The following is a 17239-nucleotide window of genomic DNA, read 5'->3' on the forward strand; positions in this document are numbered from 1 at the left end:
GCGGCCCATGGCAAGGAAACGGGAGTGACGAGAATGCGTGCGATGGTGCCGACAGATGGATCGCGTCATGCGGTGGTGATCGCCGGGGGCGGTCCGACAGGGTTGATGCTGGCGGGCGAGCTTGCGTTGGCGGGCGTCGACGTCGCCATTGTCGAGCGGCGCCATAACCAGGAACTCGTCGGCTCGCGCGCCGGTGGGCTGCACGCCCGCACGATCGAGGTGCTCGATCAGCGCGGAATCGCCGACCGGTTTCTCTCGCAGGGACGGCGGTCACAGTCCGTGGGCTTCAACATGATCCGGTTGGACATCAGCGACTTTCCCACCCGGCACAACTATATGCTCGGGCTGTGGCAGAACCACATCGAGCGCATCCTGGCCGACTGGGTCGGTGAGCTGGGAGTGCCGATCTATCGCGGACAGGAGGTCACGGGTTTCGCGCAAGACCATAGCGGCGTCGACGTCGAGCTGTCCGAGGGCCAAAGGTTGAGGGCGGAGTATCTCGTCGGCTGCGACGGAGGACGCAGCGTCATTCGCAAGACAGCTGGCATCGATTTCGCCGGGTGGGATCCGACGGTGAGCTGGATGATCGCGGAGGTCGAGATGTCGGAGGAGCCGGCATCGGGCTTTCGCAACGACGCCTACGGTATCCATGCCATGGGCAAGACGGAGGAGGGCGGGCCAGTGCGTGTCGTGCTGACCGAACGGCAGCTGAGCACTGGCGGTGAACCAACCCTGCTCGATCTCAGCGAGGCGCTCACAGCCGTCTATGGCACTGACTACGGGGTGCACAGTCCCATATGGATCTCTCGGTTTACCGATATGACGCGTCAGGCCGCCGCCTACCGCGACGGACGCGTCCTGCTGGCCGGCGACGCCGCGCACGTCCATCCGCCGATGGGCGGACAGGGTCTCAACATCGGCGTGCAGGACGCGGTGAACCTGGGATGGAAACTGGCCCAAGTGGTCAGCCGTACAGCACCGGAAGGCCTGCTCGACAGCTACCACGCCGAGCGCCATCCGGTCGCCGCCCGGGCATTGCGCAACACAATGGCGCAGGTTGCTCTTCGCCGTATGGATGACCGCACCAAGGCCTTGGCCGATACCGTTGGCGAATTGCTCGGCATGGACGAGCCCCGCAAGCGAATCGCCGCGGAGCTGTCCGGCCTGGGTGTCCACTACAACCTGGGGGAGGGGCACCCACTCCTTGGGCGGCGAATGCCCGACCTCGATCTGGTCACCACCAATGGCCCGTTGCGGCTGTTCGGCCTGCTGCACAATGCCCGACCGGTGCTCCTCAACCTCGGTGAACCGGGCAGACTGGACAGTGCGCCTTGGGCGGATCGGGTCCGGCGGATCGACGCGGGATATGAAGGTGCCTGGGAGCTTCCGGTCCTCGGGACGGTCGCCGCGCCCGAGGCCGTATTGATCCGGCCCGACGGATATGTGGCCTGGGTCGGGGTTAGAACCCAGCAGGGGCTGGCTGAGACGCTGACGACTTGGTTCGGGCCGCCGGCCGCGAATTAGCGAGGTGATCGAAGCGGTCTCGCGCCCCTCCTGGAATGCATTGCCTCGTAACCTTCGGCAGCCTGAAGGCGGGCGGCCTCCTGACAACCGGTTGACAGGAGTTTCCATCTGTGCAGAAATTGGTTGGACCATTGGACCACTTGGAGGATTTGTGGACCAGAACAGCCTGCCACCCATTCAGACGACGGCGCGTGATGACGCCGTGCTGAAGGCGTTGGTGGGCTTTGTCGGCGCCGAGGCCTTGCGGCCCGGCGAAAAGCTTCCGACCGAGCGTATCCTTGCCGAGCGGCTGAAGGTCAGCCGCAACACGGTGCGCGAGGCGCTGACACGCTGGGAAGGGCTCGGTCTCGTCGAGCGCCGGCAAGGCAGCGGCACCTATCTCAAGGCGGCTGTGTCACCCGACATGCTGCACATGCCGCTGACGCTGTCGGGCGGCAACGATTTCACCAGCCTGATGCAGACGCTTGAAATCCGCCGCGCCCTGGAAGCGGAGGCAGCGGCACTGTGCGCCGAGCGGGCGAGCCCGGCCGACATTGCCGAGATCAAGCGCAAGCTCGACATCATGGAGCAGGCGTTCCGCACGCGCGACGGCATGTCGGCGGAAGAAGACTGGGAATTCCACCAGGCGATCTACCGGGTCTCCGGCAATCCGCTGTTCGAACAGATCATCGCCGCCATGCACGAGCTGTTCCATCGCTTCTGGGAGCATCCGCTCGGCGTGCGCGACTTCGGCCACGCCAGCTTTCCCTATCATCGCACCATCTACGAATGCATCGCCGCGCGCGATCCGCAAGGCGCCCGCGCCGAGGCGCTAAAGCTGATCGCCACCGTCGAGGACGATCTCAAGCGCGGTGCCGCCAAACTCAAACTTTCGAGCCAGACATGAACGAGCATCCATCGGGTTTCGATCACGACTATCTCGCCGAGGCGGCAACGCTGTTGGCGCATGACGAGCCGTTCCCTGGCGGCGCGGTGGTGCCGCCGATCTACCAGACCTCGCTGTTCACCTTCGCCAACTATGCCGAGATGGCCGACACTTTTGCCGGAAAGCGCAGGCAGCCGATCTATTCGCGCGGCGACAATCCAACGGTGATGGAGTTCGAGGCGCGGGTGGCAGCACTCGAGGGCGCTGACGCCGCGCGCGGCTTTTCCAGCGGCATGGCGGCGATCAGCGCCACCGTGCTCGCCTTTGTCGGGGCGGGCGAGCGCATCGTGGCGGTGCGCAACTGCTACGGCGATGCCTACCGGCTGTTCGAGCGGCTGCTGCCAAGGCTCAACATCAAGGTCGACTATGTCGACGGTTCCGATCCGGATGCGGTCGCGGCGGCACTTCCCGGCGCCAAGCTGCTCTATCTGGAGAGTCCGACCTCGATGATGTTCGAGCTGCAGGACCTGCCGCATCTGACCCGGCTGGCCAAGGAGCAGGGCATCGTCACCACGATCGACAATTCGTGGGCGACGCCGGTGTTCCAGAAGCCGATCATGCATGGCGTCGACCTGGTGCTGCACTCGGCCTCGAAATATCTCGGCGGCCACAGCGACACCGTCGCCGGTGTGGTGGCGGGTTCGGCCGCGCATATCAAGCAGATCAACGAGCAGACCTATTCCTATCTCGGCGGCAAGCTGTCGCCGTTCGAAGCCTGGCTGCTCTTGCGTGGTCTGCGCACGCTGCCGCTGCGCCTGCCACACCACATGAAGAGCGGCCTGATCATCGCCGAGCGGCTGAAGGCGCATGCCAATGTCGAGCGGGTCAATCATCCCGTCTATTCGAACCACCCGGGCAAGGCGACGCTGGCCGGCTATGCCGGACTGTTCTCCTTCGAGGTGACGGACGACATCGACATCCCCGTCTTCGTCGACGCGCTGAAATATTTTCGCATCGGCGTCAGCTGGGGCGGGCATGAAAGCCTGGTCGTGCCGGCCAAGGCGTCGCTGGAGCAGACGCCGGGACTGAATTCGATGGCGCGCTTCGGCGTCAGCCCCCGAACCATCCGCTTTAATGTCGGATTGGAAAGTGTCGAAGACCTCTGGGCGGATGTCGCCCAAGCCTTCGAAAAAGCCAGAAAATAACAAGCGGGTTCAAAATGGGAGTCTTGAATATGAAAAAACTGACCGTCATGCTTGCCACCGTCGCGGGGCTGGCGATTTCCGCCGGGAGCGCGCTGGCCGATTCGACCCTCAAGATGGTCGAAGTGATCACCAGCCCGCCGCGCACCGAATTCCTGAAAAAGCAGATCGCCGAGTTCGAGGCGGCCAATCCCGGCGTCAAGGTCGAGCTGATCTCGCTGCCCTGGGGCCAGGCCTTTGAGAAATTCCTGACCATGGTGCAGGCCGGCGATACGCCCGACGTGGTCGAGATGCCGGAACGCTGGATGGGCCTCTATGCCAACAATGCCCAGCTCGAGGATCTTGGGCCCTACATGGCCAAATGGGACGATGCCAAGACACTCGGCGACCGTGCCAAGCAGTTCGGCTCGACGGTCAACAACACCCAGTACATGATCCCCTACGGCTACTATGTGAACGCGCTGTTCTGGAACAAGAAGCTGTTCAAGGAGGCCGGCCTCGACGGCCCGCCGGCGACGCTTGACGATTTCATCGCCGACTCCAAGAAGATCTCGGCCTTGCCGGGCAAATATGGGTACTGCCTGCGCGGTGGGCCGGGCGCCTTCAATGGCATGCACATGTTCATGAACATCGCCGCCGGCAAGGGCGGCTACTTCAACGAGGACGGCACCTCGACCATCAACGACGAGGGCTCGGTCAAGGGCCTGCAGATGCTCGCCGACATGTACAAGGACGGACTGGCGCCGAAGGATGCGGTGAGCTGGGGCTTCAACGAGACCGTCACCGGCTTCTATTCCGGCACCTGCGCCATGCTCAACCAGGATCCCGACGCTCTGCTCGGCATCGCCGACAAGATGAGTGCCGACGACTTTGCCGTGGCGCCGATGCCGGTCGGGCCGAGCGGCAAGTCCTATCCGACGCTGGGCTATGCCGGCTGGGCGATGTTTGCCAATTCGCAGCACAAGGACGACGCCTGGAAGCTCATGGCGACGCTGCTGTCGCCGAAGGACAATCTGGAATGGGCCAAGGAAGTCGGCGTCGTCCCGATCCACAAGGGCGCCGACCAGGATGCCCATTTCAAGACCGAGCAGTTCAAGGGATGGTTCACGGAGCTGAGCGACACCTCCAAATATGAAATGGTGACCCCGCCGACGCATCTGGAGAACCTCGGCAATTTCGTCGACCAGGTGGCGATCAAGAATTTCCAGGAAGTGCTGCTTGGCCAGAAGACGGCCAAGGACGTCGCCGACCAATGGGCTGCCTTCCTGACCAAGGAACAGCAGGATTGGCTGGCGAAGAACAAGAAATAACGCCTTCTTCCTTCTCCCCGTTTCACGGGGAGAAGGTGGCCCGATAGGGCCGGATGAGGGGCAGACCCAAGCATTTCAAGGCTCACGCCGCCCCTCATCTGCCTGTCGGCATCTTCTCCCCGTGGACGGGGAGAAGGACGCTTGTTGCCCATCCCGATGCTTCCTGGAGCCGATCCGCAGCCAATGACTTATGCCGTGTCCGAAATACGATCCGCCGGCAAGCCGCGTCGCAAGCGGTTGTCCCACGCCGCTATCGAGCCATGGCTCTATCTCAGCCCGGCGATCATCCTGCTGATCGTGGTGCTTCTGGTGCCATTGGTTATCGGCATCAGTTATTCGTTCCGCAAGTTCTCGGCCTTCAAGTCCGAATATGTCGGGCTCGGACAGTATCAGGCGATGCTGTCGGATCAGGTGCTGGGGCAGGCGCTGGTCAACACCTTGTGGTGGACGGCGGCCAGCCTGTTTTTCCAGTTCTTCCTCGGTCTCGGCCTGGCGCTGCTGCTCGACAAGCCGTTCCCGGGCCGCAAGGTGGTGCAGGCGCTGGTGTTCCTGCCCTGGGCTGTGCCGTCCTTCCTTTCGGGCCTGACCTGGGCCTGGCTGTTCAATCCGATCATCGGGCCGCTGCCACATTGGCTTTTCGCGCTGGGGCTGAAGGCCGAGCCGACCAACATTCTGTCCGATCCTTCAACCGCCATGTGGGGGCCGATCATCGCCAATGTCTGGTTCGGCATTCCCTTCTTCGCCATCACGCTTCTGGCGGCGCTGAAATCCATTCCATCCGAGTTGCATGAGGCGGCGGCGATCGACGGCGCTTCGCCCTGGCAGCGCTTCACCAAGGTCACGCTGCCGTTCCTGGCGCCGACCATTGCCATCACCGTCATGCTGCGCACCATCTGGATCGCCACCTTCGCCGACCTGATCTTCGTCATGACGGAGGGCGGGCCGGCCGGAGCGACCAACACGGTGCCGGTCTACATCTATGTCAGCGCCTTCAAGTCGCTGGACAAGGGCTATGCCTCGGCGGTGGCCGTGCTGCTGCTTGTCCTGCTGATTGCCTATGCGATTGCGCTGATCGGCATCCGTCGCACATTGGTGAGGCACGTCTGATGATCGCAGGACGTTCAGCCTCGCAGCGCTTCTTCGGCGGCATCGGCCTCTACGCCGCCGTCGCTGCCTATGTGATCTTCGCCCTGTTTCCGATCTACTGGACGCTGAAGATCTCGGTCACGCCGGAGCGGCTTCTCTATTCCGAGGGCGTCACCTTCTGGCCGTCGCAAATGACGTTGCAGAACTTCGTCACGGTTCTCGAGGCCACCGATTTCCCGCGCTATTTCCTCAACAGCGTCATCGTCTCGGTATCGACCGCGGCGCTGGTGACGGTCGTTGCGACGCTGGCCGGCTACGCCATGTCGCGTTTCACCTTTCGCGGCAAGGCTGCGCTGGCGCTGATGCTGCTTTTGACCCAGACCTTTCCGCTGGTGATGGTCATTCCGCCGATCTATCGCGTGATGGGGCAGATCGGCCTGATCAACAGCCTGACCGGGCTGATCATCATCTACACTGCCTTCAACACCGCCTTCGCCACTTTCCTGATGCAGTCCTTCTTCGATGGCATTCCGAAGGACCTGGAAGAGGCGGCGATGATCGACGGCTGTACGCGCGCACAAGCGATGCGCAAGGTGATCGTGCCGCTGACGCTGCCGGGCATGGGGGCGACGCTGGGGTTTGTCTTCACCGCCGCCTGGAGCGAGCTTTTGTTCGCGCTGATGCTGATTTCCAGCGACGACCAGAAGACCTTTGCGGTCGGCCTGCTCACCTTCATCGGCAAGTTCGCCGTCGACTGGGGGCAGATGATGGCGGCGTCCATCCTGGCGCTGATCCCGGTCTGCATCTTCTTCGCCTTCCTGCAACGCTATCTCGTCACCGGCCTGACCGCCGGTGCCGTCAAAGGATAGATCGATGGCCTCTGTCACACTCGAAAAAGTCCGCAAGGACTATGGCGCCGTCCGCGTCCTCCACGCGGTCGACCTTGAGATCGCCGACGGCGAGTTCGTCGTCCTGGTCGGCCCTTCCGGCTGCGGGAAGTCGACCTTGCTGCGCATGATCGCGGGGCTGGAAGAGGCTTCCGGTGGCGAGATCCGCATCGGCGAGCGGCTGGTCAACGACGTCGCGCCAAAGGACCGCGACATCGCCATGGTGTTCCAGTCCTACGCGCTCTATCCGCATATGGATGTGTCGAAGAACATGGGCTTCAGCCTGCTCTTGAAGAAAGCGGAGAAGACCACGATCGACGCCCGGGTGGATGGTGCCGCCAAACGGCTCGGGCTGGACACCTTCCTGCAACGCCTGCCGCGGCAATTGTCCGGTGGCCAGCGCCAGCGTGTCGCCATGGGCCGCGCCATCGTGCGCGATCCCAAGGTCTTCCTGTTCGATGAGCCGCTTTCCAACCTCGACGCCAAGCTGCGCGTCCATATGCGCGCCGAAATCAAGGCGCTGCACCAGCAGCTGAAGACGACCTCGGTCTATGTCACCCACGACCAGATCGAGGCGATGACCATGGCCGACCGGATCGTTGTCATGCATGACGGGATGATCCAGCAGGTCGGTGCGCCGCTCGATCTTTATGACCGGCCGGCCAACATATTCGTCGCCGGCTTCATCGGCTCACCGGGCATGAATTTCCTGCCGGCGACGGTTCGCAACGGCGGGAAGCCAGAAGCGGTGCTGGCCGACGGCCAGACACTGCGGCTGCCGGACGGCCTGACGCTGAAGGATGGCGACGCGATAACCGTCGGCCTGAGGCCCGAGCATATCCGGCTGGCGGATGACGGTGCGCTGCAAGGCGAGGTGGTGGTGGTGGAGCCGCTCGGCCTGTCGACGCAGTTTTATGTCAAGTTGGCCGGCCAGATGCTTTGCGTCTTCGCCATGGGCCGCGCCGGCGTGAAGCCCGGCGACATCGTGCGGCTGTCGGCCGATCCGGCGTCGCTGCATCTGTTCGATCCGAAAAGCGGCGATCGCATCGGCTGAGGGAACTCAGCCCGGGCTGAGGGCACTTCAGCCCATGGTGCAAACAAAAAACGCCGCCCAATGGGCGGCGTTTTTGTTTGCGAAGGGAAAACCCAGATTACTTGATCTTGGTTTCCTTGAATTCGACGTGCTTCTTGGCGACCGGGTCGTACTTGCGGAACGACAGCTTGTCGGTCTTGGTGCGGCTGTTCTTGCTGGTCACGTAGAAGAAACCGGTGTCGGCGGTCGACAGAAGCTTGATCTTGATGTTTGCGGCTTTGGCCATGATATCAGTCCATTAATGTTCGTGGAGTTTTGGCCGCTGGAGCACGGGGAAACACCCGGACGCGGGAAACTTGGCGCGACACATAAAGAACGCGCCCGGAAAGTCAAGCCCGGCTGAGCTCATGTGGCCCGCCGCGGCCGGCAAACGGCCTCAAATCATGCGGTTTCCGCCTCAGGCGCGGCAACCTTCTTCCAGTCTCCGGTCGTGTTCCACCAGCGATTCGGATTGGCGCGGTCGTCCAGTCCCTTGGAACGGCTGGCAAGGATCGGCTGGAGGCGGATCACCGGTTCCTGGTCGGAGTGCGCCTGGAAAATCGCCTCGACCACGCGGGCGGCCAGCGCCTGGTCATCGGGCAGTTCGAACGAAACCTCCACCGTGCCAGGGCGTCGCCGCAATTCGGTTTCGGCACCGGCGGCAGCGCCGTCGAGCGGTCTGTAGCGCTCGATGCCATGTGCCGATTGATAGGCATTGCGGTCATACTTGCCCATGGCCAGCGGCGCTATCGCTACCACCGCATCCATGATGCGGTCGACATCGGCGGCGGGCGCCTGGAAGCTCACAAGCAGGAGCAGTGTCATTCGCAACGAAGTGGTTTCAAAGCCGCTGTCGATCATGGGAGTGTCCTCAACTTCAGGTGTTTTGAGGCAACTTTATAGCCGGAGGCTGCTGACATGGTTCTGTCAGCAGCCTGCCATCGCGCACCTGTGGAATGCGACGGCTCGGTCGCGCTACAGGACAATCTTGCGGATCAGCCTGACGCAGACCAGGGCTACATAGGCGGCGAAGAACAGGCCGAGCGACCAGCCGAAGCCGGACGGACCGAACGCATCCATGCCGATGCCGATCGCCTGCGGGCCGAGCACCATGCCGACGCCATAGCAAAGCACGAAGGCGGCGTTGGCGGATGCCAGTTCGTGGCCGGAAAGCTGCGAGCCGAGATGGGCAAGGCCGATCGTGTACATGGCAGCAACGACGCCGCCCCAGACGAACAGAAGCGCGGCCATCAGGTGCCAGTTCTGAGCGAAGAAGGGCATGAAGATCGTGCCGGCAAGGCCGACAGTGGCGCAGGCCAGCAGCAGATAGCGGCGGTCGCTGACGCGGTCGCTGATCATGCCGATGGGGATCTGCAACAGCACGTTGCCGAGACCGATCATGGTCAAGAGAAGGGCCGCGTCGGCTTCGGAATAGCCGATGCGGTTGCCGTAGACCGGGAACAGCGCAAAGCCGCCGGTTTCGACCGCACCGAACACCAGCACCGCGGCCGTCGCCGTCGGCACCAGCCAGATGTAGCGGAGGAAGTTGCTGGTCTCACCGTCGGAGACGATCGTAGGGCTCTCGTTGCGCGCCGCCAGCACGGGTATCGCGGCCAACGCCACCAATCCGATGATGACGCCGAAAGGCCTGAAGCCGGAACTGCCGAGATGGGCGAACAGCCACGGTCCGGCGGCAAAGCCGAGCGACAAGACAGTGGCGTAGATGCCGAGGACAAGGCCACGTCGGTGTGGCGGCGCCGAGGTGCTGATCCAGAATTCCGACAGGATGAACAGGACCGTCAGCGCGATATGCAGCACGATGCGCAGTGGGAACCACATCCAGAAATCCGGCGCGAAATGGAAGCCGACAAACGCCAGGGCGCCGGTGGCAATCATGGCAATCATGGTCCAGGCGACCCCGAACCGCATGGCGAGCGGTGTGGCCAGCGGCGCGCCGGCGATCGATGCCAGGCCAGCGACGGCCGTGTTGAGGCCGATCATCGAGGCCGAATGGCCGCGCGTTTCCAGGATGACGCTCAGCAGTGGCATGCCGAGGCCGATGGCGATGCCGACGACGCTGATCGACGAAATCGCCGCCACCATCGGCAGCCAGTGTACGCGCTCGTCGCCCTGTGGTTGGGTATCGACCGTCATGGGATGCTGGACACTCTACAGAAGTTCGCGGGTGAAGCGGTTGCGGACAAGCCGGTAAAAGGGCACCGGGCCGCCCGGACGCAGCAGCGGATCATGGGCGAGCCGCTTTTCCAGCTCGTCCAGGATCATCCGGGTGATGTCGGGGATGTCAGCTTCCCTGGCCTTGGCAAGCGGCAGCCAGACCAGCTCTTCGAGTTCGTTGGTCGGACCGCCACCAGGCAGTTCGACCGCGACATCGTCGCGCCAGGCGCTGAAGAACCGCGTGTCGAAGCGGCGCACCCGGTTGGGCGGCGTGATGGCGCGCGCGACGAAGCGCAGCATGTCCAGAGAGGGCCGCACGCCGTGTTCGGCAAAGCCTTGCCAATCGGCCCTGGCCGTGGCGAAGGCGCCCTTCCGGCCGATCAGCAGCCCGGCTTCTTCATAGGTCTCGCGGATCGCCGACAAGGCGATGGCGCGGGCCCGCGCCGTGCTCGTGCGGCCGGGACCGGCGAGGAGCTTTGCTTCCTGCTCGGGGTGCAATGCGGCGGCGATTGGGACGCGGCTGTCGGCTGGGTCGGTACGGCCGCCGGGAAAGACGAACTTGCCCGGCATGAAGGCATGGCCGGCGTGGCGACGGCCCATCAGGACCAGCACTTCATCGCCCCTGCGGTCGAGAAGGATCAGGGTTGCCGCGTCGCGCGGGCGAATTGGCCGGTCGCTATGAGCGATCATGCTCCGCTCGATCCTGTCGACTTCCGCCTTGGTCATACCGTCCATGCGCAGGACCTAGCGGAAACTTCTGGCAAGCGAAAGTGGCCTTTCACGGTCGGTATGTTGCGCCAGCGCGCGCAGTCGAGCTTGGTCTAAACCCCGGGATGGGGCTCGATCATATCCTGCTCGCCGCCAAAGCCGTGCATATAGAAGGCCCATTGCAGTCCGATGACGGCACCTTTCACGGGTTGCAAAAGCGCGACCGACAAGAGGATCGTCAACGGCACCCAGATAGCGATGTGCTGCCATGTGGACAAGGTCGATGTCGCCTCTACGCCCATGAAGGCGCCGAGGACGATATGACCGACGATGACGATGACGAGATAGGCGGGCAGGTCATCGGCGCGATGGTGATGAAGTTCCTCGCCGCAGACACTGCACGTGTCGACGGTCTTGGTGAAGGCGCGAAATAGCTTGCCTTCGCCGCAACGCGGGCAACGGCCGAGCAGGCCACGCTTCATTGCAGTCCACAGCGGACGGGCAACCCGGCCCGAGTGATGTTCGCCGCCAAAAACCTGTTGTTCCATCATCGTCTCCTGCCGCGCGAACCCGGTCGCGATTGCGACGCGCGGGCGCGGCCTTTGGCCTTGTGAAACGACCGCTTGGAGCCGGGCAAAGGCTTCGGATCGGTCAACATCTCGAAGCGCATCGCGCCAGCCATCGGCGCCACCTCGATCAATCGGACCTCGACGCGGTCCGCGAGCTGGTAGCCTTTGCCCGAGCGTTCTCCGAACAGGGAGCGGGCCGTTTCGTCATATATATAGTAATCGCCGTTCAAAGTTGACACCGGGATGAAACCATCCGCGCCATACTGCGGCAATTGGACAAATAGTCCCGATTTGGTGACGCCGGAGATGCGGGCGTCGAACCGGTCGTCCACGCGCTCGGCGAGATAGGCGGCAATCAGCCGGTCGACCGTATCCCGCTCGGCCGCCATTGCGCGGCGTTCCGTGCCAGAGATCAGCACCGCGACATCTTCGAGCCGTGCCGCTTCGTCCTGTGTCAGCCCGCCCGGACCGAGACCAAGTGCCGCAATAAGTCCGCGATGCACGATGAGGTCGGCGTAGCGGCGGATCGGCGATGTGAAATGTGCGTAGCGCCTGAGATTGAGGCCGAAATGGCCAATGTTCTTCGGCGAGTATTCGGCCTGGCTCTGCGAGCGCAGCACCACTTCGTTGACCAGTCCTTCATTGTCGGCCCCGCGCACGCGCTCCAGGATGCCGTTGAACTGGCTTGGCCGCATCTGGGCGCCGCGCGCCAGCGACAGGCCCAGCGTCTGCAGGAATTCGCGCAGCGATTCCTGCTTGGCCAGCGAAGGTGCGTCATGGACGCGGTAGACCAGCTCCTGTTTCCTCGCCTCCAGCGTCTCGGCGGCGGCGACATTGGCCTGGATCATGAATTCTTCGATCAGTTTGTGGGCATCGAGCCGTTCCGGCACGATGACGCGATCGACGGTGCCGTCCGGCTTGAGCATGATCTTGCGCTCCGGCAGGTCGAGTTCGAGCGGCTGGCGGCCGTCGCGCCCGCGCTTGAGGATCGCATAGGCGTCCCACAGCGGCTTCAGCACCCTGTCGAGGATCGGTCCGGTCTTGTCGTCCGGCATGCCGTCGATCGCTGCCTGCGCCTGCGGATAGGCGAGCTTTGCCGCCGACTTCATCATGACGCGGTGGAAGGAGTGCCTGATCTTATGGCCATCGGCGGAGAAGGTCATGCGCACCGCCAGCGCCGGCCGGTCCTGACCTTCGCGCAGCGAACAGAGATCGTTGGAGATGCGCTCGGGCAGCATCGGCACGACGCGATCCGGGAAATAGACCGAATTGCCGCGCTTCAGCGCTTCGCGGTCGAGTGCCGTGCCATAGCGGACATAGGCGGCGACATCGGCGATGGCGACCGTGATGAGCACGCCGCCAAGGTTCTTCTCATCGAGATCCGGTGTGGCGAAGACGGCATCGTCATGGTCCTTGGCGTCGGCCGGATCGATGGTGACCAACGGCAGCTCGCGCCAGTCCTCGCGGTGGTCCATCGTTGCCGGCTTTACCGCTTCGGATTCAGCGATGACGTCGGCCGGGAAGATATGCGGGATGTCGTGGGCGTGGATGGCGATCATCGAAGCCGCCTTCTCGCTGGTCAGCGAACCCAGCACGTTGAGCACCTTGGCTCTCGGCAGCCCATAGCGGGAGGCCCGTGCGGGCTCGACCTCGACCAGGTCGCCGTTCTTGGCGCCGTTCTGGAATTCCTTGTCGACGATCAATTCCGGTTGGCGCCGCTCCACCGGCTCGATGCGCAGGGTGCCGTCCTGAAGCACGCGAAAGACGCCGAGAACGGCATCGGTGCGCTTCTCGAAGATCTTCATCACCCGCCCGGTATAGGCGGGGCCGGTCGGCTCATCGGTCGGGAAGGTCTTGGCCAGGACGCGGTCGCCAATGCCGGGCGCCGGACTATTGCCGCTACGCGACACGCGGATCGAGACCACCGGCGGCTCGCCCGTGCCCACGGCCTCCGCCGGATGCGCCAGCAAAATGCCGTCGCCATCGCGGCCAAAAATGTCGAGCACCGCTACAGGGGGCAGGGCACCGACGCGGGCCAGTCGCTTGCGCTCCTTGGTCAGGACGCCTTCGTCCTGAAGGTCGCGCAAAATGTCCTTCAGCCAGATGCGGTCGTCGCCGCGCAACGCGAACGCCTTGGCGATGTCGCGTTTTCCGGCGCGGTCGGGATTTTCGGCGATGTAGCGCAGGATTTCGTCACGCGAAGGCCGATAGTCGTCCTTGACCCCGGCCCTCGTGTCGGCGGTGCGCGGATCGCCGTGGCTTCTACCGGTGATCCTGCGCGCCACGCTGACCTATCCTTTTTTCTTCGCGGCCGGCTTCTTGGCCGCCGCTTTCTTGGTTGCAGGCGCCTTCTTGGTTGCAGGCGCCTTGGCCGCTGCCGCCGCCTTGCGGAACGGCTTCTTGCCGCCACCGCCCTTGGCTTCCTTTTCGGCAATCAGCGCCAGCGCGTCCTCGATGGTCACCGATTGCGGATCCTTGCCTTTCGGCAGTGTGGCGTTGACCTTGCCGAAATTCACGTATGGTCCGTATTTGCCGTCACGCACGACGATCTTGCCGCCACCATCGGGATGGTCGCCAAGCTCCTTCAGAGCCGCCGGTGTGCCGCCATTGCGGCCGCCCTTGCCCTTCAACTGCTTCTCGGCGATCACCGACACGGCGCGATTGAGGCCGATCGAGAACACATCCTCGATGCTGTCGAGATTGGCATAGGTGCCGTCATGCAGCACGAACGGACCGTAGCGGCCGAGCCCGGCCGAGATCATCTTGGCCGTTTCCGGATGCTGGCCGACATCGCGCGGCAGCGACAGCAGGGCAAGCGCCTTTTCATGATCGATCGAATCGGGTGTCCAGCCCTTGGGCAGGCTCGAGCGCTTGGCTTCCTTGCCGTCGCCGCGCTGCAGATAGGGGCCGAAGCGGCCGCTGCGCAGCGTGATTTCCTCTGATGTGTACGGATCCTTGCCAATGACCTTGGTGCCGTCCTCGCCGCCGCCATTCTCGCCATTGGGATTGGCGGCATCGCCGAGCTGACGGGTGAAGGAGCATTCGGGATAGTTCGAGCAGCCGACAAAAGCGCCAAACTTGCCGAGCTTCAGCGACAGATTGCCGGTGCCGCATTTCGGGCAGATGCGGGGGTTCGAGCCGTCTTCCCGCGTGGGGAACACCAGCGGCGCCAGTTCCTCGTTCAGCGCGTCGAGAACGTCGGTGACGCGCAGTTCCTTGATGTCGGCGACGGCGCCGGAAAAATCCTTCCAGAAGTCGCGCAGCACATCCTTCCAGGCGAGCTTGCCGTCCGAGATCTCGTCGAGTTTTTCCTCGAGGGACGCGGTGAAGTCGTATTCGACATAGCGCTTGAAGAAGCTTTCGAGAAAGGCCGACAGCAAACGACCCTTGGCCTGCGGCACCAGCCGGCGCTTGTCGATGGTGACGTAGTCGCGGTCCTCAAGCGTCTTCAGGATCGCCGTATAAGTGGAAGGTCGGCCGATGCCGAGCTCTTCCAGCTTCTTGATCAGCGAGGCTTCCGAATAACGCGGCGGCGGCTCGGTGGTGTGCTGGGTGGCATTGATCGCCTGCCGCGCAAGCTGCTCGCCGGCGCGGATCTCGGGTAGCCGACGGTTCTCCTCGTCTTCCGAATCGTCGTCCTTCTGGTCGGTATAGGCGGCAATGAAGCCGTCGAAGCGAACGACGGAGCCGATGGCGCGGAGTTCCGCCGTGCGGGTTCCATTGACCGCCTCGATCTCGGCGGTGGTGCGCTCGATCTCGGCCGACTGCATCTGGCTGGCGATGGCGCGCTTCCAGATCAACTCGTAGAGCCGCATCTGGTCGGAATCGAGATATTGCCTGACCGATGCCGGGGTGCGCATGAAATCCGTCGGGCGGATCGCTTCGTGCGCTTCCTGGGCATTCTTGGCCTTGGCGGTATATTGGCGTGGCTTTTCCGGCAGATATTTTGGGCCGAACTCCTTGGCGATGGCGTCGCGGGCGGCCGAGATCGCCTCGGGGGCCATCTGCACGCCGTCGGTTCGCATATAGGTGATCAGGCCGGTGGTTTCGCCGCCGATTTCCATGCCTTCATAAAGGCGCTGCGCCACCTGCATGGTGCGGCTGGCCGAAAAACCGAGGCCCGACGAGGCGGCCTGCTGCAATGTCGAAGTGGTGAAGGGCGGGCCGGGATTGCGCTTGGTGGGCTTGGCTTCCACCGACACCGCCTTGAAGGTCGCGCCTTCGAGCATCGACTTGATGTCGTCGGCCTGCGCCTTGTTGGAAATGTCGAGCTTCTGCAGCTTCTTGCGATCGAAAGCGGTCAGACGCGCTTCGAAATTCTCGTTGCGCGGCGTGCCGAGGAGAGCTGATATCTGCCAGTATTCCTCGCGGATGAAGCGCTCGATTTCAGACTCGCGATCGCAGACCAGACGCAATGCAACCGACTGGACACGGCCGGCCGAGCGGGCCCCCGGCAATTTGCGCCACAGCACAGGGGAGAGCGTAAAGCCGACGAGATAGTCAAGCGCCCGACGAGCGAGATAGGCATCGACCAGCGGCGCATCGATCTGGCGCGGATTGGCCATCGCTTCCAGCACCGACGACTTGGTGATGGCATTGAAAACGACGCGGCTCACCGGCTTGTCCTTGAGCGCACGCTTCTGCTTCAGAACTTCCAGCACGTGCCAGGAAATCGCTTCGCCTTCTCGATCCGGGTCGGTGGCGAGGATCAGGCCGTCGGCATCCTTGACCGCCTTGGCGATGTCGGCAAGCCGCTTGCCCGAGGCGGTGTCGACCGCCCAGGACATGGCAAAATCCTCGTCCGGACGCACCGAGCCATCCTTGGCCGGCAAATCGCGGACATGGCCGAACGAGGCCAGAACCTTGTAGTTCTTGCCGAGGTATTTGTTGATTGTCTTTGCCTTGGCCGGCGATTCGACGACGACGACGTCCATGAGGTCTCATATCAGCTGTGATGCGGCAGAAGAATTCCGCTGCTCGCGACGAAATCTCGTTCTATTTGTCGCTCACATGGCCGCGCTTTTGCATCCGGTCAAGGGGAAGCGTCCCAAATTGCGGGGATGCCCGTAGCGATACACTCTTAGAGTGTATGATTGAAATCACAGAATTCTGGCCAGTGGAGATGGTGGTCCCCAGTCACCGAAACGACCCGGTTCATTTTCCGGCGAGTCGGAGAAAAACCGCCGGAATGCTGCGCCGGGGCAGGGCGACACGACCCACAAACGAGAGCTGGCCGCCGGCTGCATGGGATGCCTGGCGACCAGCATGTCCCGCCAGCGGGCGGGAATTCGCATTGAGGGGTCTAGTTGGCCTTGACGGCGTGCCAGACATCGGCGACGCCGTCGCCGCTCATGTCGCCGGCCTTCTTGTCCTTGATGAAGGTGTAGACCGGCTTGCCGTCATAGGCCCACATCTTGGTGCCGTCGGTGCGGTCGACGACGCTCCACTCGTCATCTCCCTTGGCGCCAGCCTCGGCCTTCAGCGGCGGCCAGTTGGTGGCGCATTTGTCGTAGCAGTTGGACTTGCCCTTCTCGTCCTTGTCATAGGTATAGAGCGTCATGCCGTTGGCGTCGGTGTAGATCTTGGTGCCACCGACCTCGGCTTCCTTCCACGCGTCGGCGGCGAAGGATGCGGCGGTGCTCAGCAAAAGCGCGGCTAACCCGACTGTTATCGTTTTCATGGGGATCTCCCTGGATGTTCCAAAGAGGCGCGGGAAATCGCGACCTCACTGCATCAACGCCAGCCGCGGGTCCTTTCTTCCCTGGCCTCAGCGTGCGCCGACGACTTGCCACAAAATGGTGATTGGTGGAGAAGCAGCGTCGAGCCTATATCGGCGCCGGG

General features: G+C 63.3%; 15 protein-coding genes. 7 read left to right on the top strand and 8 right to left on the bottom strand.

The window, feature by feature from the left end; translation table 11 throughout:
• Window positions 1–33 precede the first annotated feature (33 nt).
• From AC56QQ_RS17110 to AC56QQ_RS17140, 7 genes are all read left to right on the top strand, one after another.
• Window positions 34–1524, top strand: a complete 1491-nt coding sequence (locus tag AC56QQ_RS17110; RefSeq protein ID WP_497128822.1) for an FAD-dependent monooxygenase — start codon at window positions 34–36, stop codon at window positions 1522–1524.
• 151 nt (window positions 1525–1675) lie between these two features.
• Entirely contained in the window at window positions 1676–2410 is a 735-nt protein-coding gene (locus AC56QQ_RS17115) for a FadR/GntR family transcriptional regulator (RefSeq protein WP_497128824.1), read from the top strand.
• Window positions 2407–3594 (top strand): PLP-dependent transferase, encoded by a 1188-nt coding sequence (locus AC56QQ_RS17120; protein WP_497128826.1) that lies wholly within the window; start codon window positions 2407–2409, stop codon window positions 3592–3594. The genes AC56QQ_RS17115 and AC56QQ_RS17120 overlap by 4 nt, the downstream gene beginning before the upstream one ends.
• A gap of 29 nt (window positions 3595–3623) precedes the next feature.
• Entirely contained in the window at window positions 3624–4901 is a 1278-nt protein-coding gene (locus AC56QQ_RS17125) for an ABC transporter substrate-binding protein (RefSeq protein ID WP_489861739.1), read from the top strand.
• Between the two features lie 183 nt (window positions 4902–5084).
• On the top strand, window positions 5085–6008 hold the full coding sequence (locus AC56QQ_RS17130) for a carbohydrate ABC transporter permease (RefSeq protein WP_489861738.1): 924 nt from the start codon (window positions 5085–5087) through the stop codon (window positions 6006–6008).
• On the top strand, window positions 6008–6856 hold the full coding sequence (locus AC56QQ_RS17135) for a carbohydrate ABC transporter permease (RefSeq protein WP_489861737.1): 849 nt from the start codon (window positions 6008–6010) through the stop codon (window positions 6854–6856). Before AC56QQ_RS17130 ends, AC56QQ_RS17135 begins: the two co-directional genes overlap by 1 nt.
• A gap of 4 nt (window positions 6857–6860) precedes the next feature.
• The gene (locus tag AC56QQ_RS17140; RefSeq protein WP_497128828.1) at window positions 6861–7928 is read left to right on the top strand and encodes an ABC transporter ATP-binding protein; all 1068 of its coding nucleotides are present in this window, start codon (window positions 6861–6863) and stop codon (window positions 7926–7928) included.
• Between the two features lie 97 nt (window positions 7929–8025).
• Here AC56QQ_RS17140 and rpmG read toward each other — a convergent pair whose 3' ends face one another.
• From rpmG to AC56QQ_RS17180, 8 genes are all read right to left on the bottom strand, one after another.
• Window positions 8026–8193, bottom strand: coding sequence for a 50S ribosomal protein L33 (gene rpmG, locus AC56QQ_RS17145; RefSeq protein WP_006201775.1), 168 nt, complete (start codon window positions 8191–8193; stop codon window positions 8026–8028).
• Window positions 8194–8348: 155 nt separating this feature from the next.
• On the bottom strand, window positions 8349–8807 hold the full coding sequence (locus AC56QQ_RS17150; protein WP_497128830.1) for a YqfO family protein: 459 nt from the start codon (window positions 8805–8807) through the stop codon (window positions 8349–8351).
• A gap of 114 nt (window positions 8808–8921) precedes the next feature.
• Window positions 8922–10100: an MFS transporter gene (locus AC56QQ_RS17155; protein WP_497128832.1), complete on the bottom strand. Its 1179-nt coding sequence runs from the start codon at window positions 10098–10100 to the stop codon at window positions 8922–8924.
• 15 nt (window positions 10101–10115) lie between these two features.
• Complete coding sequence (locus AC56QQ_RS17160) at window positions 10116–10856, bottom strand: NUDIX hydrolase (RefSeq protein WP_497128834.1); 741 nt, start codon at window positions 10854–10856, stop codon at window positions 10116–10118.
• Between the two features lie 86 nt (window positions 10857–10942).
• Entirely contained in the window at window positions 10943–11377 is a 435-nt protein-coding gene (locus tag AC56QQ_RS17165; protein WP_256750424.1) for a DUF983 domain-containing protein, read from the bottom strand.
• Window positions 11377–13683 carry a ribonuclease R gene (gene rnr / locus AC56QQ_RS17170; RefSeq protein ID WP_497128836.1) on the bottom strand — a complete coding sequence of 769 codons (2307 nt, stop codon included), beginning with the start codon at window positions 13681–13683 and terminating at the stop codon, window positions 11377–11379. Before rnr ends, AC56QQ_RS17165 begins: the two co-directional genes overlap by 1 nt.
• Before the next feature lie 6 nt (window positions 13684–13689).
• Window positions 13690–16332 (bottom strand): type I DNA topoisomerase, encoded by a 2643-nt coding sequence (topA, locus tag AC56QQ_RS17175; protein ID WP_497128838.1) that lies wholly within the window; start codon window positions 16330–16332, stop codon window positions 13690–13692.
• A 368-nt stretch (window positions 16333–16700) separates the two neighbouring features.
• On the bottom strand, window positions 16701–17078 hold the full coding sequence (locus AC56QQ_RS17180; protein WP_497128840.1) for a COG4315 family predicted lipoprotein: 378 nt from the start codon (window positions 17076–17078) through the stop codon (window positions 16701–16703).
• Window positions 17079–17239: the final 161 nt, after the last annotated feature.

This window comes from Mesorhizobium sp. RCAM 05099 (assembly GCF_059683685.1).

Excerpts from the sequence above, each read along its gene's own strand:
- AC56QQ_RS17180 (WP_497128840.1), bottom strand. The coding sequence starts at position 17,078 with ATGAAAACGATAACAGTCGGGTTAGCCGCGCTTTTGCTGAGCACCGCC.
- AC56QQ_RS17110 (WP_497128822.1), top strand. The coding sequence starts at position 34 with ATGCGTGCGATGGTGCCGACAGATGGATCGCGTCATGCGGTGGTGATC.
- AC56QQ_RS17155 (WP_497128832.1), bottom strand. The coding sequence starts at position 10,100 with ATGACGGTCGATACCCAACCACAGGGCGACGAGCGCGTACACTGGCTG.
- AC56QQ_RS17120 (WP_497128826.1), top strand. The coding sequence starts at position 2,407 with ATGAACGAGCATCCATCGGGTTTCGATCACGACTATCTCGCCGAGGCG.
- AC56QQ_RS17140 (WP_497128828.1), top strand. The coding sequence starts at position 6,861 with ATGGCCTCTGTCACACTCGAAAAAGTCCGCAAGGACTATGGCGCCGTC.
- AC56QQ_RS17125 (WP_489861739.1), top strand. The coding sequence starts at position 3,624 with ATGAAAAAACTGACCGTCATGCTTGCCACCGTCGCGGGGCTGGCGATT.
- AC56QQ_RS17150 (WP_497128830.1), bottom strand. The coding sequence starts at position 8,807 with ATGATCGACAGCGGCTTTGAAACCACTTCGTTGCGAATGACACTGCTC.
- AC56QQ_RS17160 (WP_497128834.1), bottom strand. The coding sequence starts at position 10,856 with ATGGACGGTATGACCAAGGCGGAAGTCGACAGGATCGAGCGGAGCATG.
- topA (WP_497128838.1), bottom strand. The coding sequence starts at position 16,332 with ATGGACGTCGTCGTCGTCGAATCGCCGGCCAAGGCAAAGACAATCAAC.
- AC56QQ_RS17130 (WP_489861738.1), top strand. The coding sequence starts at position 5,085 with ATGACTTATGCCGTGTCCGAAATACGATCCGCCGGCAAGCCGCGTCGC.
- AC56QQ_RS17165 (WP_256750424.1), bottom strand. The coding sequence starts at position 11,377 with ATGGAACAACAGGTTTTTGGCGGCGAACATCACTCGGGCCGGGTTGCC.
- AC56QQ_RS17135 (WP_489861737.1), top strand. The coding sequence starts at position 6,008 with ATGATCGCAGGACGTTCAGCCTCGCAGCGCTTCTTCGGCGGCATCGGC.
- rpmG (WP_006201775.1), bottom strand. The coding sequence starts at position 8,193 with ATGGCCAAAGCCGCAAACATCAAGATCAAGCTTCTGTCGACCGCCGAC.